At 38.7% G+C, this 21,901-nt stretch carries 18 protein-coding genes; 5 read left to right on the forward strand and 13 right to left on the reverse strand.

Annotation, left to right across the window (positions count from 1 at the left end; translation table 11 throughout):
- Positions 1-245: 245 nt before the first annotated feature.
- From asnB to FCR2A7T_RS03885, 5 genes are all read right to left on the reverse strand, one after another.
- Entirely contained in the window at positions 246-1,853 is a 1,608-nt protein-coding gene (gene asnB / locus FCR2A7T_RS03865) for an asparagine synthase B (RefSeq protein WP_023569973.1), read from the reverse strand.
- A 492-nt stretch (positions 1,854-2,345) separates the two neighbouring features.
- Complete coding sequence (locus FCR2A7T_RS03870; protein ID WP_023569974.1) at positions 2,346-3,971, reverse strand: amidohydrolase; 1,626 nt, start codon at positions 3,969-3,971, stop codon at positions 2,346-2,348.
- Between the two features lie 33 nt (positions 3,972-4,004).
- Positions 4,005-4,454, reverse strand: a complete 450-nt coding sequence (locus FCR2A7T_RS03875) for a hypothetical protein (RefSeq protein ID WP_023569975.1) — start codon at positions 4,452-4,454, stop codon at positions 4,005-4,007.
- Between the two features lie 99 nt (positions 4,455-4,553).
- On the reverse strand, positions 4,554-6,305 hold the full coding sequence (locus tag FCR2A7T_RS03880; RefSeq protein ID WP_035117466.1) for a TonB-dependent receptor: 1,752 nt from the start codon (positions 6,303-6,305) through the stop codon (positions 4,554-4,556).
- A gap of 38 nt (positions 6,306-6,343) precedes the next feature.
- Positions 6,344-9,358 carry a tetratricopeptide repeat protein gene (locus FCR2A7T_RS03885; protein WP_023569977.1) on the reverse strand — a complete coding sequence of 1,005 codons (3,015 nt, stop codon included), beginning with the start codon at positions 9,356-9,358 and terminating at the stop codon, positions 6,344-6,346.
- Positions 9,359-9,610: 252 nt separating this feature from the next.
- On the opposite strand from FCR2A7T_RS03885, the gene FCR2A7T_RS03890 reads away from it, so the two are divergent.
- Genes FCR2A7T_RS03890 through FCR2A7T_RS03900 form a run of 3 tightly spaced genes read left to right on the forward strand, consistent with a single transcriptional unit; the run spans position 9,611 to position 12,341 of the window.
- Complete coding sequence (locus FCR2A7T_RS03890; RefSeq protein WP_023569979.1) at positions 9,611-10,294, forward strand: cell division ATP-binding protein FtsE; 684 nt, start codon at positions 9,611-9,613, stop codon at positions 10,292-10,294.
- On the forward strand, positions 10,294-11,193 hold the full coding sequence (locus tag FCR2A7T_RS03895; RefSeq protein WP_035117274.1) for a glycosyltransferase: 900 nt from the start codon (positions 10,294-10,296) through the stop codon (positions 11,191-11,193). Before FCR2A7T_RS03890 ends, FCR2A7T_RS03895 begins: the two co-directional genes overlap by 1 nt.
- On the forward strand, positions 11,190-12,341 hold the full coding sequence (locus FCR2A7T_RS03900; RefSeq protein ID WP_035117276.1) for a glycosyltransferase family 4 protein: 1,152 nt from the start codon (positions 11,190-11,192) through the stop codon (positions 12,339-12,341). The genes FCR2A7T_RS03895 and FCR2A7T_RS03900 overlap by 4 nt, the downstream gene beginning before the upstream one ends.
- Here FCR2A7T_RS03900 and FCR2A7T_RS03905 read toward each other — a convergent pair.
- The gene (locus tag FCR2A7T_RS03905; RefSeq protein ID WP_035117278.1) at positions 12,338-12,730 is read right to left on the reverse strand and encodes a sugar 3,4-ketoisomerase; all 393 of its coding nucleotides are present in this window, start codon (positions 12,728-12,730) and stop codon (positions 12,338-12,340) included. The two genes, FCR2A7T_RS03900 and FCR2A7T_RS03905, sit on opposite strands and share 4 nt — an antisense overlap.
- A complete protein-coding gene (locus tag FCR2A7T_RS03910) occupies positions 12,720-13,799 on the reverse strand; it encodes a glycosyltransferase (RefSeq protein ID WP_023569982.1) in 1,080 nt (359 codons plus the stop codon). Before FCR2A7T_RS03910 ends, FCR2A7T_RS03905 begins: the two co-directional genes overlap by 11 nt.
- Positions 13,800-13,853: 54 nt before the next feature.
- Between FCR2A7T_RS03910 and FCR2A7T_RS03915 the strand changes: the two genes are divergently transcribed.
- Positions 13,854-14,732, forward strand: coding sequence for a glycosyltransferase family 2 protein (locus tag FCR2A7T_RS03915; RefSeq protein ID WP_023569983.1), 879 nt, complete (start codon positions 13,854-13,856; stop codon positions 14,730-14,732).
- 13 nt (positions 14,733-14,745) lie between these two features.
- Here FCR2A7T_RS03915 and FCR2A7T_RS03920 read toward each other — a convergent pair whose 3' ends face one another.
- The 4 genes from FCR2A7T_RS03920 to FCR2A7T_RS03935 are packed head-to-tail and all read right to left on the reverse strand — an operon-like array spanning position 14,746 to position 18,640.
- Positions 14,746-15,981: an O-antigen translocase gene (locus FCR2A7T_RS03920; RefSeq protein ID WP_023569984.1), complete on the reverse strand. Its 1,236-nt coding sequence runs from the start codon at positions 15,979-15,981 to the stop codon at positions 14,746-14,748.
- A gap of 43 nt (positions 15,982-16,024) precedes the next feature.
- On the reverse strand, positions 16,025-16,594 hold the full coding sequence (locus tag FCR2A7T_RS03925) for an acyltransferase (protein ID WP_035117280.1): 570 nt from the start codon (positions 16,592-16,594) through the stop codon (positions 16,025-16,027).
- Positions 16,594-17,673, reverse strand: a complete 1,080-nt coding sequence (locus FCR2A7T_RS03930; RefSeq protein ID WP_023569986.1) for a DegT/DnrJ/EryC1/StrS family aminotransferase — start codon at positions 17,671-17,673, stop codon at positions 16,594-16,596. The genes FCR2A7T_RS03925 and FCR2A7T_RS03930 overlap by 1 nt, the downstream gene beginning before the upstream one ends.
- Before the next feature lies 1 nt (position 17,674).
- Positions 17,675-18,640 (reverse strand): GNAT family N-acetyltransferase, encoded by a 966-nt coding sequence (locus FCR2A7T_RS03935; protein WP_023569987.1) that lies wholly within the window; start codon positions 18,638-18,640, stop codon positions 17,675-17,677.
- 122 nt (positions 18,641-18,762) lie between these two features.
- On the opposite strand from FCR2A7T_RS03935, the gene FCR2A7T_RS03940 reads away from it, so the two are divergent.
- Complete coding sequence (locus tag FCR2A7T_RS03940) at positions 18,763-20,547, forward strand: T9SS type B sorting domain-containing protein (protein ID WP_023569988.1); 1,785 nt, start codon at positions 18,763-18,765, stop codon at positions 20,545-20,547.
- Here the strand turns inward: FCR2A7T_RS03940 and FCR2A7T_RS03945 are convergent.
- Together FCR2A7T_RS03945 and FCR2A7T_RS03950 are read right to left on the reverse strand one after the other, a co-directional pair.
- Positions 20,544-21,146 (reverse strand): trimeric intracellular cation channel family protein, encoded by a 603-nt coding sequence (locus FCR2A7T_RS03945; RefSeq protein WP_023569989.1) that lies wholly within the window; start codon positions 21,144-21,146, stop codon positions 20,544-20,546. The two genes, FCR2A7T_RS03940 and FCR2A7T_RS03945, sit on opposite strands and share 4 nt — an antisense overlap.
- Before the next feature lie 2 nt (positions 21,147-21,148).
- The gene (locus FCR2A7T_RS03950) at positions 21,149-21,892 is read right to left on the reverse strand and encodes an RDD family protein (RefSeq protein WP_023569990.1); all 744 of its coding nucleotides are present in this window, start codon (positions 21,890-21,892) and stop codon (positions 21,149-21,151) included.
- Positions 21,893-21,901: the final 9 nt, after the last annotated feature.

The following is a 21,901-nucleotide window of genomic DNA, read 5'->3' on the forward strand; positions in this document are numbered from 1 at the left end:
TTGGTTTCATTTTTTTTGGGAGCGAATCGTTCGGGCTTGTCGGGAAACCCAGTTCCTGCTGTCCGTTCTATCTTTTGTTCCACAAAAGGATGCCACTCCCATCAGGGCTAAGGAGCTGCCTTATTACTTTTTGGTTTGGAAGCAAAAAACACCACAACGGCACAACGCTTAATGTGGAAAATAAAAAAACGCCGGTATTGCTACCGACGCCTTTAAACAAACAAACTAATCACATTTATATAAAATCATACTGCTGCAAGGGCTAAATCGCTTTTTACGTGTGCCGCATTAGCCCTTCCGCTCGGATCTTGGTTGGACTGCCATTTCGGAATCCATTTGCGAACGGTTCTGGCGGCACTTTCCTGCGGAAAATGTTTATGGAAAATCGTTCGGTAAAAGAACGCTTCTTTGGTTGCCGGCGTGTTGTAAGGGAACAATTCGACAGCTTTTTCAAATTCAGCGTCCGTTACCTGAGACGTGCAATAGTCAATTAACGTATCAATCCAGTTATAGCCCACGCCATCTGAAAACTGTTCTTTCTGACGCCATAAAATCTGTTCCGGTAAATATGGTTGTTCTGGTGTATCAAACGCTTTACGCAGAATGTATTTCTCAATGCCATCGTAGGTTTTCGGCATTTTCTCTTCCGGTTGAATTTTAATGGCCAATTCCAAAAAAGCTTTGTCCAAAAACGGCACTCGGGCCTCCAATCCATGTGCCATGGTGGATTTGTCGGCGCGAAGTAAATCCGCAGTGAATAAACGTTGCACGCGCTCGATCGTTTCCTTCTGAAAATCGACTACGCTTGGCGCGTTTCGAAAGTACAAATACCCTCCGAAAATCTCATCCGAACCTTCACCGGAAAGCACTACTTTGATTCCCATATCCGTAATTGCTTTTGACAGGAAATACATGGGCGTACTGGCACGAATCGAAGTCACATCATAGGTTTCCAAATGCCAGATTAATTTATCCAAAATCTGAATTCCTTCTTCAATCGTGAAATAAATTTCGTGGTGTTCCGTTCCTAAAAAATCGGCTACTTCTCTTGCTGCAACTGCATCCGGAGCCTCAGCATCCAAACCAATCGAAAAGGAATGCAGTTTTTGTCCGCCCGTTTCTTTCATAATTCTTGAAGCGATAGAAGACGTCAACGACGAATCCAAACCACCGGAAAGCAGCACACCGATAGACACATCGCTCATCAGACGTTTTCGTACCGCTTCGGTCAAGGTTTCGCGAATAGCTTTCAAATCCAGTTTTTCAACCGCCAATGATTCGTCTTCCCATTTGGGTTTGTAGTATTTCACAAAACCGGTTTTAGGCGTATAAAAATGGCCCGGAGGAAAAGCTTCGAACGATTCGCATTGGTCGGCAACGGCTTTCATTTCGGAAGCGAAATACAGGCGTCCTTCTTTATCTTTTCCGTAATACAAAGGCTTAACCCCCAACGGGTCCCGACCGACAATAAAATCATCGCCATCGATGACCACAAAAGCAAAAATACCGTCTAATTTATCACAGAAATCGTAGCCGAATTCCTCGTACAAATGCACAATGACTTCAGAATCAGAAGTGGTACGAAACGTATGATGTTTTAATACCGTTTCGCGCAGTTGTTGGCGGTTGTAGATTTCACCGTTGTGAACCATCCAAGCGGAAGCCGTTCCCTGAATGGGTTGTTTTCCGGTATGTAAATCTACAATTGATAATCGTTCGTGGCTTAAAAAATGTCCTTTTTCAGTTATATGTAAATCACTTTCATCGGGTCCGCGGTGGGACATTCGTTTGGACAATTCTTTCACTAAAGTTTCGTCTGCTCCTTTTCCTATTACTGCCAATATTCCGCACATAATTATTTCGTTTTATGTTTTATTCTGAAACAAAATTGCGGTTTAAAGTTTTATTTGAAAATCATAAACTTATATTTAATTATAATTTATCACTTAAAAAACGATTTTACAATTAAAATGAAATATTTACTATTAAAAACAGGCGTTTTGGATTACAAATTGTAATTTATGGGTTACTTGACTGTGGAGATTGTTCTTTTTTAACCGCAAAGAGCGCAAGGTTTTACGCGAAGGTCGCAATGGAGATGCACTTGTAACAAACCACAACAAAAAAATAAAATAGTTTCCTTTTTAGCCCTGATGGGAGCGGCATCCTTTTTCGGTGGCTAAGGTATCATGCTGAGCTTGTCGAAGTACTCTCGAAGTCACCGGAAAAGATAGAGCTGACAGCAGGAATTACCATTGCAAATAAACCCGAACCATTGCTTCGCCAATTCGCTATCGTTCGGGTCGCTCCAAAAAAAATCCCAAACCTAAGCTTGGGATATTGATTTATTTCACTTGTTTGCCTTTAACAAAAGTGTTGATGGGTTTCACATACGGCACACCATCGATGTCCATGATCATAATATCCGAATCGAAAATCGTGAAATCAGCCCATTTACCCACTTCCAAACTTCCTTTTTCGTTATCTTCAAAATTGGAATAAGCAGCCCAAATGGTCATCCCTTTCAGTGTTTCTTCGCGTGTTAAGGCATTTTCAGACTGAAAACCGCCTTCTGGATATTTCTTGAGGTCTTTTCGTGCTACTGCAGCATAAAACGTGTACATCGGGTTGATTTCTTCAATCGGGAAATCGGTTCCCAGCGCTATTATTCCGGCTTTGTTCAATAACTTTTTATAGGCATAGGAATTTTTGATGCGCTCCTTACCTACCCGATCCTGCGCCCAATACATATCGGACGTGGCGTGCGTGGGTTGTACAGAAGGAATGATGCCGAGTTTAAAATACTCGAAATCCGGTTCCTGCATGATTTGCGCGTGTTCGATTTTCCAGCGACGATCAGATTTTCCGGCTAAAACCTCTTTATAAATTTTTAATAAAACCGTGTTGGTGGAATCGCCTATCGCATGGGAATTCATTTGATAGTCCGACTCAGCGATTTGCTGTGCGATTTGACGGATGTCTTTTATCGGGGATAATAAAGCACCGAAGTGTCTGGGTTTGTCGGAATACGCTTTATGCAGGCACGCGCCACGCGACCCCAAGGCACCATCTCCCACAAATTTAAAAGAACGCACATTAAGCTTATCCGTTTTATAAGTCCCTAATTGAGTGTAATAATCGACGTTTTCTTTGGAAGCCATCACCATGGCGTAAACATTGACATCCAGTTGATTCGCTTGTTGAAGACTGTCGATTAAATCGATGGTTTCGCGTTCCAATCCGGCTTCGTTGATGGTCGTCAAACCGTAATCAAACACGGCTTTTTCCGCTGCTTTTAAAGCATTGGCCTGAGTTTGTTTGGAAGGTTTCGGAATACTAGCATAGACTAATTCCATGGGGTTATCGATTACGATTCCGGTTAGGATTCCGTTTTTGATTTCAATCTGACCGCCTTCGACTTTGGTTTTCGGACTGATTCCGGCTAATTCTAAAGCTTTGGCATTAGCCAATAACGCATGACCGTCGATTCGGGTAAGCGCAACCGGAGTGTTCGGAAATAATTTATCCAGTATTTCTTTGTTGGGAAATTCTTTGATTGCCCAATCGTTCTGATCCCAACCGCGTCCCTGAATATAGGGAAGGTTTTTTTCTTTCTGAAAGGCGATTACTTTTTCAACGACTTCCTCAAAACTTTTGGTGCCGCGCAAATCTACGGTTTGAAGATTCATGCCGTAGCTGTAAAAATGAGCATGCGCATCATAAAAACCCGGGTAAACAAATTTGTTTTTGGCGTTTATGATTTTGGGAGAAGTGTATTTCTTTTGGATTGCCTCTGAAGTTCCGATGGCCATAATTTTACCGTTTGAAACCGCGAAAGCTTCGGCTTTATCGAAGTTTTTATTTACAGTGTAGACTTTGGCATTGGTAACGATTAAATCAGCCAGTTGTTTTTTCTGCGCGTTGGCAAAATGGACAAGTGCAAAAGAAAGGAATACGAATTTAAATTTCATTTTTCAGCAGTTTTGAAATGCTAAAATAGTGAATTACGCCACATGTTCGATTACAAACTTTGAACCGTTTACTTCAACAACCGCACCGGCTTCTTTTCCGATTAATTGTGAACCTAACGGCGATTGCGGTGATAAAGTCAAAACTGATATCCCATCTATGGTACTTTTTGGCAAAGCCGCGCTAACTAAAAGATGAAGTCCGTTAGCCTTAACCAAACTTCCCATAATTACTTTCTCACTTTCAACAGTTACATCAATTTTAGTCAGGATTTCTTTCAGATGAATGGCTTCTTGGAGCTTGGCGCTGAGTTTTTCCTGCTCTAAATGCATCATCGACAAAGCCGTTTCGTGTTTGTCGCCGGCAGAACCTTTGGCATCGTTTTGTGCATCTTCGGTTAAACCGGAAATCATGTCGCGATATACATCAATTTTATCCTGAAGCATTACGATATGATGGTGGAGTATTTTTTGTTTGAATGTCATTCTTGAAAGGTGCTAAGGCTCTGAGGTACTAAGGAACTGAGGTTATGAGTTTGGCTAAAATTCTTAGCATCTCAGAACCTCAGCACCTTAGAACCTTTTTTAGAAATCAAATTTATAGTTCGCTCCGATTAAGAACTGAAAGCCCTGCACCGGATAATTCATCCAACGCTCGTACTGTTGGTTAGCGATGTTATTCAGTTTAAGGAAACCTGTTAAACGCTCGCTGTGTTTGTATCCTAAATGGGCATTTAAATCGAAATAACTGTCCAAAGTCACCACTTTTTGCACAAAAGGATTCAACGGATCCATACTGTCAACTGTAGTAAAAACATCCTTGCGTTCGCCTACAAAAAAGATATTCGTTCCAGCGTACCATTTTTTGGTAATGTTCACATCTAAATTGGCTCCGATTTTCATGCTTGGTAAATTCCACGCTTCGGCTTGGTCTGTAGTATAACTATTGAAAGTCCCATTGATTCCGAATGTAGTGTTTTTTGAAAAATCCATTTTTAGTTCTCCAAAAACACTTATAGTTGTAAGTTTATCGTATACCACTCCGAAAGAATTCCCATAAGTATATCCCAACACATTGGCACTTGATATTTCATAAGGATTCGCCGTAAAGAAAGCTTTATCGTCTTCCGCCATATAAGAACCTCTTACATTGAACGCCACGGTATTCGCTAATTTTCCTTTCAAACCAACATACACATCATATTGCTGATTGGTTGGCGCAATGGCTAATGTTGGGGAAACAAATTTATTTTCCTCTACAAAATCAGCAAATGTATTTTGTTTCAAAGTCCCTTCTGCTCCGGCATAAGCAATCATAATATCACCTACGACTTTATAAGAAGCTTTTACCTGAGGAAAAATATAGAACTTGTTGTCACTTCCATCATTGTATTTCCCGACACTATAGAAAAACCCAGCTCCGGCCTGAACCGACAAATCATCCTGTTGCAGTAAAATACTTGGCTGTACGCCAAAGTTTAGGTAACTGTATGAAATATCCGTAATTCCGGAATAGTCCTTTTCGAAACTCCCGCCAACATAATCCGCAACGAAATCGGCTTTGAATTTATAGTTTTCGATTTCAAAATCGATTCCCGGTTTGATGAAAAATCGGTTTTCCTGAGAACCATGAGAATCCCAGAAACGTTTGAACTGCAGCGAGGTTTCGTTCATAAAACTTTCTTTCATCCCTATTTTTGCCCCTAAGCTAAGCGTTTGATAGGTTTGTTGTTCATTAATCGCATTGATTTCATCATCAGTAAAAGAAATGAAATCGGTTGGCAATCCGTACCAGTTGTACATTTGGTGTTTGTAACCTAAATCGGCATTCCAGTCCATTTCGCGGGTGCGACTTCCGTAGGTCAGATCCAATGCGGTATTGTAATACTTATCATCTAATTTCACATCGTTAATTCCGCCCTGAGACGACAAATGACGTAACATTCCGCCCACATAATCGGTGCTACTTAAATTTTCGGTAATGAACACTTCTCCGTTAACCGTTCCGTAGTTTCCAACCCCTAGAGTGGCATAATTTTTAAAAATACGTTCTTTAGCCGATTTATCCACAGCAGCCGCTTTTCCTTTTGCGGGCGTAAACGTTGAGGCTACCGGAAACGAGAAAATATTGTATTTGATTTCCTCTTTGTCGGTATTCACTTCGTCTTCGATAACCGGAGTTTCTTTTACTTTAAAGGCATCGGAAATGGTTGGCGTATATGGTTTTACCACGTTTACTACTTCGGTACCGATGTTTTCATCTTTCTTTTGCGCGAAAGTTTGCAATCCTATGAAAAGAAAGAATATGGCGAATATATTTTGATATGTTTTAGTCATTTTCATTGCTGAATTTTAATTAGAAATGGCAAATAGCGTTAATTAGTTATCGACGAATTTCGTTTTGCTTCTTCTCCTTTGATGAAATCGAGTTCGGTTTGGGCTTCGGTTACCACATCTTCAAACTGAGCGAAATTTTTAATTACACTCTCTAAAATATAAGTTGCCTGGAAACTATCTTTCAGTCCGTAGAAATTTTTCGCCATGACAATCAATCCTTTGGCTCCGAAATATTTATAACCCGAATAATCTTTGGCCAATTTTTGAACCAAAACATTTGACGTTTCGAATTTTGCTTCTTTGTTTTTAAAATAAGCATCATAGTATAATGCTTCGGCAGCCAATTCTCCTTTTGCGATTTTCTGCAATTTGGCATAGGCTTCTTTCGCTTTTACCTCATCATTAGTTTTAATGGCAGAGCGTGCTACGATAATTTGCGCATCACTTTTAACCTTATCGTCCGTTTTGGCATTCGCTAATACTTTATCGGCATAAACCACAGCATTGGCATACTCTTTTTGATCGTAATAACATTTCATCAGATTCGACTGAGCGAAAGTGACGTTTTGCGGAAAATCGGCTTCGGCTTCCAAACGCTGTAAAACCGGAATCGCTTTATCGTACGTTTTGTTTTTCAGGTGAATTTCACACAAACGCGCCAACGACTGTTCTGTAAACTCATTTCGGGATTTTCCGATAACGTATTCGTAGTTCGGAATTGCATTGGTTCCCAAACCATCTGCAAAATACAATTGTGCTAAATAGAAATTGGCTTTTAAAGCGTGTAATCCGTTCGGGAAATTGGCCAAATAACCGCTGAATCCGGAAACTGCCTGTTTGCTGTTATTCTGTAAATATTGTTTTTCGGCAGCATTGTAAGTATCATTATCTAAATCAGCATTGGAAACTTCCACGAAATCGAGTGTTTTTACCCACGCCGCGTATTCATCTACTTTATTATTATCCATGTAAATCAAACGGGCAGTTGCAACGGCCTCATTCGCTTCCTCGGTGCGTGGAAATTTCGCAACCACTTCTTTGAATTTTACCAAAGCCTGCTGGTCTTTATCATTGTTATAGTACACCAAGCCCTGACGCAAGATTGCCTTGGAAATATAAGAGCTTCCTTTGTATTCGTCTTCCAGTCGGTCGTAGGTTTCTACCGCCTTAGTTACATTGTTTTGCGTCACATAAGTATTCCCCAATTCGTATAAAGCATCATCGGCATATTTTGAGTCCGGATGCGCTTTCATAAACGAATTTAGGTTTTCGATTTTCAAATCATTCTTCCCTACAAATCCATAAGAAATCGCTTTTTGGAAATGTGCATAATCGGCATCCACACTTCGTAATTCGATGGCTTTGTTATACGCATCCATGGCCGGCCAGTATTTCGTTGAAACAAAATAACTATCTCCCATTCTCAGGTAAGCATCGTTCAGACGCACTTTATCGTCTTTGGAAACATTGATATACTCCTGAAAATGTTTGGCCGCGTTTTCGTATTCTTTCAGTTTGAAATACGTGTATGCTAAGTTATAATCGGCATTTTTGGCTTCGGGAACGTTTTTCGCTTCTGTGGAACCTGTAAACTGTTTGAATCCGATTAACGCTTCACTGAACTGATCCAGATTGTATTCTGTTTCAGCTTTCCAAAATGTGGCGCGTGCTGTAAATTTAGGATCACGAGGCTCGGCAATCGACTTTTTGAATAACGTCAAAGCTTCTTTGTAATTTCCGTCGGTATACAATTCCAATCCTCGGTAAAAAGCTACTTTTTGATACGCCGGACGGTTTTGAGGATTTTTATTTTTCTCTAAAAGTGATAAGGCTTCTTTGTAATTTTTAGACGTGATGTACGAATTGATCAACAGGTTTTCAATTTCCTGCTTGTAGGCCGTTTGCGGGTATTTGTTCAGATAACCCATCAACACTTCAGGAACACTTTGGTACGGATTTCCGATTTCGTAACTCAACTTCGCATAATTCAGATAAGCGTCTTCCTGAATTTTTGCTTCAAACTCCATTTCGGAAGCCGTTTTAAAAGCATTTAACGCTTCCTGTTTTTTTCCGAGTTTCAGATAACTTTCCCCTAAATGGTAATACGCATTTTGTGCCACGCCGTCCTGTCCGTTGATGATTTTATTGAATTCACCAATAGCATTTTCGTAATCGCCGGCCTTATAATAAGCATAACCCAACTGGTAGAAATCCGTGTTGTTCCACTTTCCTTTTTTACCGCGATATTCTTTTAAATATGGCAGTGCTTTATCGTATTGTTTCAGGTTGAAATAACTTTCCCCGATAATTTTATTGAGTTCCGATTTCTCTTCGGCATTGGATTTCGATAATTGTGGTACTCCTAAATCGATGGCTTTTTGAAAATTTCCCAGTTTGAAATTCATATCCGCCTGGAAGTAAGACATTTTCTCTTTGTATTTGTCCTGATCCTGCACCTGATCGAAATATTGAGTCGCTTCTTTGTAGTTATCGGTTTCGTAAGCCATGTAGCCTAAATAATATTTCGCCTGGGAACCAAACTCTTTGGAATTGGCTACTTTGTTAAAATATTTGTCGGCTTCTTTTTTATTTTTGGCCGAAAAAAAGCAATATCCTTTTTGAAAATTGAATTTTTCGCGCTCTTCATTAGACATCGAACCTTCGTCTACTTTTTCAAAATATTTCAGCGCTTGCGGATAATTCGATTGTTCGAAATAATAATGCGCCACTTCAATAAACGCCTGATTTTGTTTGGAAGACGTTGGATAGTCTTTTACGAAATCTTCCATCATCGCATCAGCGCCGGATTGTTCTAAACGTATCGCACAATTCGCACTGTAATAGGCGCAATCCGATTTTACTTCGTAATTGGAATTAGCGGTTTTGACTTTATTAAATAAAATCTGGGCTGCCTGATATTGTTTGTTTTTATAGAGGTCGACCGCTTTGTCGAAGTCGGTTAATTCGTGAGTGTAGATGTTGGATTGTTGCGCGGATAGATTTATAGCACTTAAAATGAGAGAGGTATATAGTAACCTGTTCAGTTTTCGCATAGTGTTTGGCTTTGTTTAAAATTCAAATATATCAAATTCCTGTGGTAATAACGCGGAATTTCATTCGTTTATTATGGATGTTTTCAACAAATTTCGAGCCAAAGTTTGACGGAAAAAGGAATAAAGAGAATACAATCTGGAGCAAAGAGTTAGCTTCTGTCCGCTATTTTCTTTTATCTGTTTTCTTTTAAACACTTTTTTTTGATTAAGTTCGTTGTACTTATTACTTTTACCAAAACAAAATCATTCAACATGTCACAAACGATTCTTTCTTTAAAAGATGTAACTATATATCAGGAACGCAATCCTATTTTATCCAATGTTAATCTTGATGTAAAATCAGGCGATTTCATTTATGTGATTGGAAAAACAGGTTCCGGAAAGAGTAGTTTGATGAAAACCTTATATGCTGATTTGGATTTAACCGAAGGCGAAGGTACTATTGTAGATTACAACCTGAACACGCTGAAAGAAAGCGATATCCCGTATTTGAGACGAAAACTGGGCGTGGTTTTTCAGGATTTTAAATTGTTACCGGACCGAAACGTTCATGACAACTTAGAATTTGTACTTAGAGCCACCGGATGGTCTGAAAAAGAAGAAATGCAGGTAAAAATCGAAGAAGTTTTGGATAAAGTCGGCATGAAATCAATGACTGCTAAAATGCCGCACCAGCTTTCGGGCGGAGAACAGCAACGTGTTGCCATTGCGCGCGCCTTACTGAACGACCCGGAATTAATCCTTGCCGATGAACCAACGGGAAACCTTGACCCGCAAACCAGTGTGGAGGTTATGGAAGTACTGAAAAAAATCAACCAGAACGGTAAAACCATCATTATGGCAACGCACGATTATGCTTTACTGATGAAATTCCCATCTAAAACATTAAAATGTGAGGATGGTAAAATTTTTGAAGTGGTTCAAAGATCGGTATAATGATTTCGATTTTAATTCCAACATACAACTACAATGTGTATCCATTGGTTACGGAATTAAAAAAACAGGCCGATTCCCTTTCCGTTCCGTATGAAATTTTGATTCAGGACGATGCCAGCACCTTATTTTTAAAGAAAAATGAAGCTATCAACGCTTTGGAAAATTGTGTTTACACTTTAAATCGGGAAAATCTCGGTAGAGGCAATAACATCAATGTTTTAAATTCAAAAGCCCGTTTTGATTACGTTTTGATTATGGAAGCCGACGCTTTACCCGAAAACAAGAACTACCTGGAAACTTTCGTCAAAACCATTACACCCGAAACAGAAGTGATTTTCGGAGGTGTTACTTATCCTAAAGCCCAACCCAACAGCGAACAATTATTGCGTTGGAAGTATGGCAATAATCGGGAAAGCATCGCCCTTGAAGACCGTTTGAAAAATCCGTATCATTTCGTTTTTACCTGGAACTTACTTGTAAAAAAAGAAATGCTGTCGCAAAATCCTTTTCCGGTTTCGGTTAAAGAATACGGCTATGAAGATGTGGCTTTTATAAAAAAATTAAAAACGCAAAACATAACTATCCGGCATATCGAGAATCGGTTGATACATTTTAATCAGGAATCGAGCACTGTCTTCATTCAGAAAACCGAAAAAGCGGTTCAGACTTTAAAACAACTCCTTGAAAGCAACGAATTAGCCTACGAAGACACGCGAATCGGAAGAACCTATTTACAATTCCGTAGTTTAGGATTGGATAAAAGTCTTGCCTTTTTATTCCGCAGATGTTCCAAACGACTGCTTTCCAATTTAACATCTTCCAACCCAAGTTTAGTCCTGTTGGATTTGTACAAATTAGGCTATTTTTGTGCTCTTGACACTCAAAAGCAACCAACATGAGAGTTTTAGTAATCAATAATTTCAGCAACGAAAACAAACTTGGAGGAGTGGAAAACTACCTGCATGAATTGATTAATTATGCTCAGAAAAGCCAATCGGATATCGAATTTAAATGGTTCGGAAAGGATTCTAAAAAGACAAACTGGTTTCAGAAATTTTATAATCGCGAAAGCACCGAAGAAATTATTTCCGAAATCGACACCTTCCAACCCGATTTGATTCATTGTTTCAGCATTGGCGCGCCGGTTACGCCGCATTTTATGAAATACGCGAAATCGAAATCCATTCCTGTACTTCAATCGTTTCGGGATTATTATTACATCTGTCCGAAAAACTACATGCTAACCGATACCGGAAAAGTTATCACCTATCATGAAAGTGCGATGGAATGTATTTTACACCACCATCCCAAAAAAAATATTGTATACGACAGTTTGCTGTATCTGAAACAACACTATCACAAGCAAATTCTTAAAAAGCATATCGATTATTTTTTAACGCCGTCGGACAATTTAACCGATTTGATTGCGAACGATTTTGATGTTCCGGGAAAAACGTTGCCTAATCCGGCATTACTTACAAATCAATCCTTTGAAAATCAATCGAATTATTTGCTTTATGTGGGAAGATTGGATAAAGAGAAAGGAGTGCACACGCTTTTGAAAGCCTTTAAAAATGTTGTTAAAAAGTTTCCGAACGAGCAACTGGTCATTGCAGGCTCCGGTTCCGAAAAAAAAGCACTTGAACAATATGTTGAAGCAAACCAACTTCAAAACGTACAATTTTTGGGAACTCAGCAGCGTGGTGAACTCGAAAATCTCTATTCAAAAGCTAAATTCACTATTGTTCCGAGCGAATTTTTAGAATCGTATGGGAATGTCATTTTGGAAAGTTTTGCTTTTAAGAAAACCGTTGTCATCAGTAATTTATTAGGAATTGCCAAGGAAGTGGAAACAACTAAAAGCGGACTGATTTTCCCTTTTGGAAATGCAGAAAAATTAGAAGAAGCGGTTGAAAAATTATTGGCCGATGAAACGCTGAAAAAAGAATTAGAAACCAATGCTTTTACATATGCAGAAAGTCATTCTTTTGAAAATCATTTTAAAGAACTGACGCAGGTTTACAATACGTTACTTCAAAAAAACTAAACGAGACTCCTTTTAAATTCTTCAAAATCACGAATATAATCAGCTTCTTCAAACACATCTGAAGCTACTACCAAACAAACTGCTCCCGAGGAGAAATTTTTCAGTTCCCGCCAGATGCCGTTGGCAATCAGCAAGCCTTCAAACGGTTTGTTTAAGGTAACGGTTTTTTCTTCTTTTCCATCGTTTAAAATCACATCAAAGCTTCCGGAAAGCGCTACTAAAAATTCCTGTTGTTCCTTATGTGAATGTCCGCCTCGTTCTGCCCCGCTTGGCACATCGTATAAATAATAAACGCGCTTCATTTCGAAAGGCAATACGTCTTTTTCGATAACGGAAAGATTGCCTCTCGGGTCTTCTATTTTTGGTATTTTTATAATGCTACTGTTCATCATTTAGTAATTGCAACCATTTTTGGGCTACTTCGTTTGTTTCAAATTGAGAGACACTGGCTTTTGCATTATCACAACATTTGCGGTACAAAATTGCTTCTTGAGCAAAGGTATTCATTTTGGAAGTTAAAGCTTCAAAATTTTGATTTTCCACTAAAAATCCGTTTTCGCCATCAATTATCATCTCACTTGGACCGGTCGGACAATCGAAAGAGATTACCGGTCGCCCTAAACTTAATGATTCTAAAACGGCCATCGGGAACCCCTCATACAAACTTGAAAGCACTAAAAATTTGGCGTTTTTTATGTAAAAATAAGGATTTTCTTTAAAGCCCAGTAAATGAACAAAAGGTTCGATTGGCGTATTTTCAAATACCGTTTTCAAATAATGTTCCTCTTCCCCTTTTCCTAAAATCACCAGATGAATTCCTTTTTCGGGTAAAACAGATTGACGGTAACTTTCTATCAGTTTGTCAAATTGCTTCAGTTTTACCAACCTTCCCACAGCTATGCAATAGTCAAAAGGAAGCGGATTTTCATCGGAATCAACAGGTAATTTTGAAACATCAATAAAATTCGGGATAACCGTTGCTTTATCAAAATTATATTGGGTTTCCAGTTTTTCTTTCAATCCTTTGGAAACCACAACAACTTTGCTCGCTTTTCTGAGCAAAACTTTAGCTACCCACGCTTTATCGGTTAGGTACGTTTCCAAACGGTTGCTGTGAAGCGTGTAAATGGTTTTTGTTCTGAAGTAAATAAAATAAGCGAAAACCAACTCCATAAAAGGATTAATCCGATGCCGAAAATCAACCACAAAATCAAATTTCTCCTGAGCAAGATATTTTCGCAAACGGAAGTATTTCTGATATTTGGAATAGTTTCCGAAATTAACCAATTTCCCTTCGTAACTGTACTCCACTTTGTCTTCCAATACGATAAGATGCACCTCAAAACCTAAGGACTGAAACATTCCTGAAGCCGAACCCAACACCCGTTCCAAACCGCCTTCGGCCAACTTGTAGCCCACAAGTGCAATTTTAAACTTCTTTTTTTGAGTGTTTGCCATTCAGTTCTGACTAGGTTTCTTATTTTAGCATAAAAATAGTTTTAAAATCCCAATATGCAAAATTTCCCACTGGTTAGTGTCGTTTGTCTGGCTTACAATCATGAAGCGTATGTGGTGGAAGCATTGGAATCAGTCTTAAATCAAAATTACCCGAATATTGAACTGTTGATTGCCGACGATTGCAGCAGCGACCATTCAGTTGCCGTTATTGAAAAGTGGCTGCAAAATCATCCTAATATTCAATTCTTTCCCAATAAAACCAATTTAGGTAATACCAAAACATTCAACAATGTGGTTAAACATGCTAAAGGCGAATTTATTATCGACTTGGCTGCCGACGATATTTTGCTGCCGGATTGTGTTTCGCGTCAGATTACTGCTTTTCAAAATACAAAATATACCAATTTGGGAATCGTATACGGAAATCTTATCCAGATGGATGGAAACGGAACATATCTAAACGATTATTATACTGAAAAAGACCATCCGGAAAGCGGAAATATTTATAAAATGGTGGTGGGCCGGACCACAAAAATCTGTTCTGTTTCGTCTATGGTGAAGAAAACGGTTTTTGAAACGGTGGGCTATTATGATGAGAATCTGGCCTATGAAGACCTGGATTTATGGATCAGGGCATCACGGTTTTTTGATTTCGAATACATCCCAGAGATTTTGGCCAAAAAAAGAGAACTTTCGACTTCCTTAAGCGCCCATTTTACTAAGAAAAACAATAAGAAAACCAACCGTTTGAACGAATCGACTTTTCAAATTCTAAAAAAAGCATTCCAACTTAACCGAACCAAGGAGGAACACAAAGCACTTTTAGGGCGTATCCGGTTTGAGATGTATAAATTCATTACCTCACGGAACTTTGTTTTGTTGGGGAAGCTTTTACTGTTGAAAATTAAAGTGAGATGGAAAAGTTTGGCATAAAATCACCTCTTAACTAGTTGAAATTCTTTTTTTTTAAAAGTTTTCTGAAAAAGAACAGCATCAGTACGAAAGAAATGCAATTAGCCAAAAAATATGCTTTTACCGCCCCCGTAACATTTTCGGTCTGAATCATAAAATAGGCTACACCAAAATAAGCTACATTAAAAATGATTTCTACTGCAAAATAGCGTTTCATCATCGTTTTTACCAAAATCTGGTACCCGAAAGCTAAACTCATCACTTTCAATAAATCTCCCAAGAGCTGCCAAATGATGATTTCTTTCACTTTCGAAAACTCCTTGGTTAAAGCAATATCCACAATAAAATCCTTGAAAACAAGTACTCCGGTCACCAAAATAAGGAACAACGGCACTAACGTTTTAAAATAATTTTTCAGTTCGTTTAAAAATTCAGAATCCGTTTTTAATTCAGCCAATCTGGGCATATAGTACAAGGATAGTCCGGAACTGAAAAACAACATATAAAATCCGGACACACGGTTTACTGCATCCCAAATTCCTGCTTTTTCGATTGAATTCGTCTCAATTAACAGATTTCGGATGGAAATCAACGTAACCGGAACAATTATGGCACTCAAAAGAGACATTATCGAAAATTTCCCGATAACCGAAAAGTATTTTTTATTGATAATTTTCTGCAAATCGAATTGGAAATATTCTTTGTTATTTACCACAAACAATAACGTTATCAACAATAATACGATATCTGATATTGCCGTGGCGATTAAAGCCCCTTCCAGTTTTTTGAAATAAATCAGACTCACCGTCAGTACAAAAGTAAGAACGGAAGCTACTATCTGAATGAAAACGATTTTCCTAAATTGCTGTAAACTATTGTAAACGGCTATCCAAAAGGTATTCAAAACAATGAACGGCAACACTAATCCGAACAGTCGAATGGCGAATCCGTAATCAGAAGTTGTGAACAGAAAACGACTAAAGAATCCTGAAAACAAGGTAATCAGCACTCCCAAAACCACAGAAATTATTAAGAAAATCCAAAAGAAAGTGGAATATATTTTAGATAACTCGGTTTTATCATTCTTGTTTTCAACGAAAAGACGCACCATCGAAGCGTTTACCCCTAAAGTTGACAACGATTTGAACAAGGCTGTGAAATTCTTGAAACTCCCGATAAGGGCCATTCCCGAAGGGCCGAGAAACTGGGCAACAATACGAACCGAAAGAACTCCTAAAATAAAATTGATGCCAATGGAAACGGAATTCATTGACAGCACTTTAATCAGCTTATTTTCCCTGAAAAAACTCAAATTACAATTCTCGGATTATACGCGCAGGATTTCCCGCCACGATTACATTATCAGGCACATTTTTAGTTACGACCGAATTACTTCCCACAACCGAATTATCGCCAATTGTAACGCCTTTTAAAACTGTTACATCCGAACCGATAAAAACGTTGTTCCCTATGTTTACCTGCTCTGAAGGCGGATTCGGATGAAATCTTTCCGAAGGACGCAAATGATGAAAATCACTATCCGAAACCGAAAAATTCAATCCGATAAGTGCATCATCACCAATGCTTATTTTCTGTAAGGCTACCATTGAAAAACCATTGTTGAGGCGGACATTATTTCCTATTTCGATTCTACTTTCGGGATTTCGGGCTTCGATGTAACCATAACCCGAATAAAAACCAGGAGACAATTCCACACCAATTTTAACCTTATTTCCAAAAAGGATAGTCCCTTCACCTTTGAGTAAAACCGGATATGAAATTTCAGGCGTACCCGAAACCGATTTACAGTCGGACAACACCTTATATTTCCAAATACGCAGACTTACAAAAATCCGGTTTCTTATTTTTCTGAAAATGCCCATTAATATGCGTTTATGATGTTTACAATAAATGTAATTTCTTCTTCCGTTAAAATCGAACTCATCGGCAAACTCAGCACCTCATCGTGAATCTGTTCCGTTATCGGGAAGGACAAATGATGGTAGTCAAGCATCGCTTTTTGTTGGTGTGGTGCTACCGGATAATGAATCATGGTCTGAATTCCGTTTTCCAATAAATATTGTTGCAATTCATCTCTTTTAGACGTTCGGATGACAAACAAATGAAACACATGATTGTCCGAACCATCGTAAAAAGGCAGCACAATTTTATCATTTTTAATTTCCGACAAATACCGTTTTGCCACTGCTCTTCGCTTCTCATTTTCAGTCGCTAGAGAAGGTAATTTTATGCGTAAAAAAGCTGCTTGGAGTTCATCCAAACGTGAATTGAAACCCAGATAATCGTTGTAATATTTTTGCTGCGAACCGTAATTAGAAAGCGACTTGATGGTCTTAGCTAGTTTTTCGTCGTTTGTAACCACCGCTCCGCCATCACCCAAAGCACCTAAATTCTTTCCCGGATAAAAACTGAACGTTCGGGCATGACTGCCTTTAAATGGCAAACCGTGTGCCTGAGCCGCGTCTTCAATAATTAGTAAATCGTGCTTGTATGCGATTTCCATGATTGCATCCATAGCCGCGAGTTGCCCGTACAAATGAACAATCAGCATACCCTTGGTTTTAGCGGTAATTTTTGCTTCAATCCGTTTTGGATCGATATTGAACGTTTCCGGATCCGGTTCCACTAAAACAGGCACCAAACCGGCATGAAGAATTCCTAAAATGGAAGCGATATACGTATTGGCCGGAACGACAATTTCATCGCCTTCATGCAGCATTCCTAATTCGACATACGCTTTGAAAGTCAATATAATAGCATCTAGACCATTTCCTACTCCAACGCAATATTTAGAACCGCAATAGGACGCAAATTCTGCTTCAAAAGCGGTAACTTCATCGCCTAAAATGTACCAGCCTTTTTCCAGAAATGTTGCTAGTTTTTCCTGAAAAGCAGTTTCAAAAGGAGCGTTAATCGCTTTTATATCTAAGAATTTTATCATGCTAAATGGTTAATTCCGAGTAATTTTTCGTTTCAATTTTAATAAAATTCTGAACGGAGGCACGGGCGCCAAAACTTTCCTTCCAATAGGCTAAGCCTTCGTTCAGAACACGACCGTTTTCTTCGGAAGCACTCCCGAAACTCACATATTTTTTATCGGCATATTTTCGAATGATTTCATCAAATAAAATATCCAGAGCGGCGGTATCGGTTCGGTCGTCACTTCCGGAACTGTACTGAAAATGCGCCACGGTTTCGGTTAAAAACATTACGACTCCGGCTTTTAGCTCATCGTCCTGATAAGCGTTAAAAAGTTTTATGTTTTTCGGAAAAACAGTTGCTAATTTCTCTATTTCGGTCAGCGAATGCACGGGTTGAACTCCAAAACGGTTATTGAGGTTCGGAGTCAGAATCTGATTCCAGAAGTCTTTGTAATTTTCATCTTCCCTAACCGCTATATTTCGATTTTCTGCTAATGTTAAAGCACGTTTACGATTACGGTTCGGCTTATAGGTTTCGGAATTATCAATAACCAAATACACGTCGGAACGATAGGTTTGTGCCTTCGTTAAAAAAGCAACATAGTCGATTTCGTCGGCAATAGTTCGGTTGTAAATCTTGGGAAGTGCTTTCAAATTTAAAGTTGCGATTCCATTCTCACACAGAAAAAGCAGTAAAGCTTGGAAAACCTGAGTATATTCTTTAATCCGAATACTCTTTTTTACCACCAATCCGCCATAACTCAACCCTTGGTGTGAATGAATTTCGTTTCCTTTTTTATTTGCAGGCAGAACCGCCAGCAGTTTTTCATCGTGAAAAATCAGGAGTGAAAAATCTTCAAAACGATCAGAATGGTATTCCATGAAATCCCTATGAAAAAGAAATGTGGCATTCTTGGCCTGATGTATAAAATCATTCCAGAGTGTGTAATCGGTTTTTTGGTATTTTCGGATGGTATAGTTTTTCACAAAGCCTTGATAAACTTCGGAAAAGTACTAATTTTTAACCAAATAATAAATAAGCGGTTTTGTTTTTTATTCCACAGCGTGTTCTTGTTTGCAAATATTTAGTACTTTTAACAAAAAAGGTTGTGCTGTTGAGAACAAAATTACTTTACTTTTTCTATTTGATATTTTTAATGATTTCCAGTTCTGTTTTCGGACAGAATGTAAGTCTTTACAGGCAATTTAACGGAAGGTATGATTTTACTTTCGTTGGCAATACTTTAAATCCTCTTGAAAATTCCTACCAACCTGTTCCAACAATTTTAACGTCCTCATCAGCAACACTTTCCCTAAACTCGGGTGATGTCATCGAAAACGCCTATTTATATTGGGCTGGTTCTGGAACCGGAGATTTTAACGTAAAACTCAATAACGTAGATATTGTACCGGACAGGACTTTTTCGATTATTCAGACAAGTTCCGGTTTGCCTCATTTCAGTGCCTTTTCAGATGTAACATCATTGGTTCAAAGCTCAGGAAACGGCACTTACACCCTATCAGACTTAGACCTAACCTCTTTAATTGCCGAATATTACAACAACAGAACTAATTTTGGTGGTTGGGCTTTAATCGTGGTATACAAAAACAACGCTTTACCATTAAATCAACTGAATATTTACGATGGATTGCAAGCCGTTCCTAACGAAATAAACATTCTTCTGGACAATTTGAATGTCATTGATAATCAAGATGCAAAAATAGGATTTCTGGCATGGGAAGGAGATGAAAATATTCGTGTGTCCGAAAATCTGTTTATCAATTCGGCATTAATTGGTAATCCTCCTTTAAATCCTGCCAATAACGCATTTAACGGAACCAACAGTATTACCAATAGTAGCCAGCTTTACAACATGGATCTGGACATTTACAACGTTGAAAACAATATCCGGATTGGAGATACGGAAGCAACTATACGCCTTACTTCCGGACAGGATTTTGTTATGATCAATGCCATTGTTACAAAATTCAACAGTCAATTGCCCGATGCAACGGTTTCTATCGATGATTACACCTTAGATTGCAATGTAAGGGAAATTCCGGTAACCTTTACCGTTTACAATTTAGATTCCACTAACCCACTTCCGGCCAACACTAACATATCCATTTACGCCGGTGATCAGCTCGTAGGAACCAATACTACTCCTGCAATACTAGGAATTGGTGAAAGCGTTACGCTTACACAAACCATAACCTTACCTCCGGGGATTCCAAATACCTTCACCCTGCAAATCATTGTAGATGAAAATGGAGCTGTTACGGAATTACTGGAAACGAATAACGAAGACTTCCAAATCATTAATCTCATGGTTTCGCCTTCATTCAACAATATACCGGAAGTTGAGGCCTGCAATTTAGGATTAGAACCCGTATATTTTGATTTCTCTGCTTATGAAGAAGCCGTTACTACCACTTCATTCCAAACAGTTACGTTTTACGAAAACCTTTCCGATGCCACGTTAGGAATAAATAATATTGTGAACACTACAAATTACTATTCGGCATCCCTTCCCAAAGAAATATTTGTGCGAATTGAAGATAGAAACTGTTTTGCAATTACTTCCTTTTTCCTGAAACTCAAGAATTGTCCGCCAATTGTTTACAATGCTGTTTCCGCAAACGGCGATGGAATGAATGACACCTTCCATATAGAAGGCTTACGGGATGTCTTTGTTAACTTCAAACTATATGTTTACAACCGATGGGGTAAAGAAGTATGGCAAGGCGATAATAGTACTCCAGAATGGGACGGTTACATCAAAGACGGTATCGGAAGTAAGCAGGCTCCTGACGGAACTTATTTTTACATATTGTATCTGAATGACCCTGATTATCCTGATGCCCTGAACGGTTATTTGTATCTAAACCATTAATCTTTTTGAACCGTTGGCAACGACCATTTAAAGATTACCGCCATCAGTCGGATTGCGATAATAATCATGGAAGTCATCAAATACAAGACATCTTCCGGAATGTGAAGGCTCTTCAGAAAGAAAAAGAAAATACCGCCAATAATACAAATGGTGGCATAAATCTCTTTTCGGAAAATCACCGGAATTTCATTGCACAAAATATCCCGGATTACCCCTCCAAAACAAGCCGTTACGGTTCCCAAAATAATACAAACGGCAGGTTCGAGACCTTTTTCCAGACCTTTTTCCAGACCAATCAAGGTAAAAACGCCCAATCCGATAGTGTCAAACAAAAACATCGAAGTTCGGAACCGGTCGAGTTTTTTCCTAAAAATCATCGCAAATGCAAAACCGATAAGAATTATATAAACGTAATTGATATTCAGCATCCATCCTACTGGTGTTCTTCCGATAAGGATATCGCGTAATGTTCCGCCGCCAACAGAAGTCACGAAAGCAATAATCAGCACCCCGAACGGGTCCATTTTTTTGTTCATTGCCGTTAAAGCGCCAGACACAGCAAACGCCATGGTTCCTAAAATATCGAGTAGTTCAAACATCGTTACATATTTCGGGTATAGTAATTGTAATCTTTTAAAACGGTACGCATAAAATCGGTATCGTTGTCGGATTGGCTTTTAATTCCGGTAACCGATTCGATTTTTTGTCGGAGTTTGAAAATCAGTCGGAAATCTTTAGCTTTTAAAGCCGATTCGAAAGTTTCCTTGATAATTCGGGCATCATTATCCGAAAGTTTGATAACCAAAGGATAAGTTGGCACGTAATCATCATCAATTTCCTGAAGAATCGTATGATTGATATTGATATTATTTTTCAGCGATATAACCGCAGTTCCGGCAGCCATGTCACCCAACCGTTGGTTTTTACTGCTCAGGGAAATTGCAATCAAACCGATAATTCCGCTGCCAATACTGATTTCAATCAATCGAAAAAGCCAACGCATCAGGTAATCGCCAAATCCAGCCTGATAACCATCCAGTTTAATTACTTTGATTTTCATTATCTTCTTTCCGAAGGTTTGCCCTTCCATCAGGCTTTCCTGAAGCAATGAATAGAAAATTACCGGCAACCCAAACATCATGACAATCGCCATAACTGACCAAGTGTCGGCACTATCCATATATTCGTTTAATCCAATCAGATAAAAAAAAATGTAATAAACCACAATTATATACGCCGCTTTTATCAGCAAATCAAGCAATTGTGCCACGATACGATCGCCCACGGAAGCCGCCTGAAAATTTATATTCACATTTTGCGTTGTCGTTATGGATAATTCTGACATATTTTATAT

This window comes from Flavobacterium cauense R2A-7 (assembly GCF_000498475.1).
Taxonomy (GTDB): domain Bacteria; phylum Bacteroidota; class Bacteroidia; order Flavobacteriales; family Flavobacteriaceae; genus Flavobacterium; species Flavobacterium cauense.

Excerpts from the sequence above, each read along its gene's own strand:
- asnB (WP_023569973.1), bottom strand. The coding sequence starts at position 1,853 with ATGTGCGGAATATTGGCAGTAATAGGAAAAGGAGCAGACGAAACTTTA.
- FCR2A7T_RS03870 (WP_023569974.1), bottom strand. The coding sequence starts at position 3,971 with ATGAAATTTAAATTCGTATTCCTTTCTTTTGCACTTGTCCATTTTGCC.
- FCR2A7T_RS03875 (WP_023569975.1), bottom strand. The coding sequence starts at position 4,454 with ATGACATTCAAACAAAAAATACTCCACCATCATATCGTAATGCTTCAG.
- FCR2A7T_RS03880 (WP_035117466.1), bottom strand. The coding sequence starts at position 6,305 with ATGACTAAAACATATCAAAATATATTCGCCATATTCTTTCTTTTCATA.
- FCR2A7T_RS03885 (WP_023569977.1), bottom strand. The coding sequence starts at position 9,358 with ATGCGAAAACTGAACAGGTTACTATATACCTCTCTCATTTTAAGTGCT.
- FCR2A7T_RS03890 (WP_023569979.1), top strand. The coding sequence starts at position 9,611 with ATGTCACAAACGATTCTTTCTTTAAAAGATGTAACTATATATCAGGAA.
- FCR2A7T_RS03895 (WP_035117274.1), top strand. The coding sequence starts at position 10,294 with ATGATTTCGATTTTAATTCCAACATACAACTACAATGTGTATCCATTG.
- FCR2A7T_RS03900 (WP_035117276.1), top strand. The coding sequence starts at position 11,190 with ATGAGAGTTTTAGTAATCAATAATTTCAGCAACGAAAACAAACTTGGA.
- FCR2A7T_RS03905 (WP_035117278.1), bottom strand. The coding sequence starts at position 12,730 with ATGAACAGTAGCATTATAAAAATACCAAAAATAGAAGACCCGAGAGGC.
- FCR2A7T_RS03910 (WP_023569982.1), bottom strand. The coding sequence starts at position 13,799 with ATGGCAAACACTCAAAAAAAGAAGTTTAAAATTGCACTTGTGGGCTAC.
- FCR2A7T_RS03915 (WP_023569983.1), top strand. The coding sequence starts at position 13,854 with ATGCAAAATTTCCCACTGGTTAGTGTCGTTTGTCTGGCTTACAATCAT.
- FCR2A7T_RS03920 (WP_023569984.1), bottom strand. The coding sequence starts at position 15,981 with ATGAATTCCGTTTCCATTGGCATCAATTTTATTTTAGGAGTTCTTTCG.
- FCR2A7T_RS03925 (WP_035117280.1), bottom strand. The coding sequence starts at position 16,594 with ATGGGCATTTTCAGAAAAATAAGAAACCGGATTTTTGTAAGTCTGCGT.
- FCR2A7T_RS03930 (WP_023569986.1), bottom strand. The coding sequence starts at position 17,673 with ATGATAAAATTCTTAGATATAAAAGCGATTAACGCTCCTTTTGAAACT.
- FCR2A7T_RS03945 (WP_023569989.1), bottom strand. The coding sequence starts at position 21,146 with ATGTTTGAACTACTCGATATTTTAGGAACCATGGCGTTTGCTGTGTCT.
- FCR2A7T_RS03950 (WP_023569990.1), bottom strand. The coding sequence starts at position 21,892 with ATGTCAGAATTATCCATAACGACAACGCAAAATGTGAATATAAATTTT.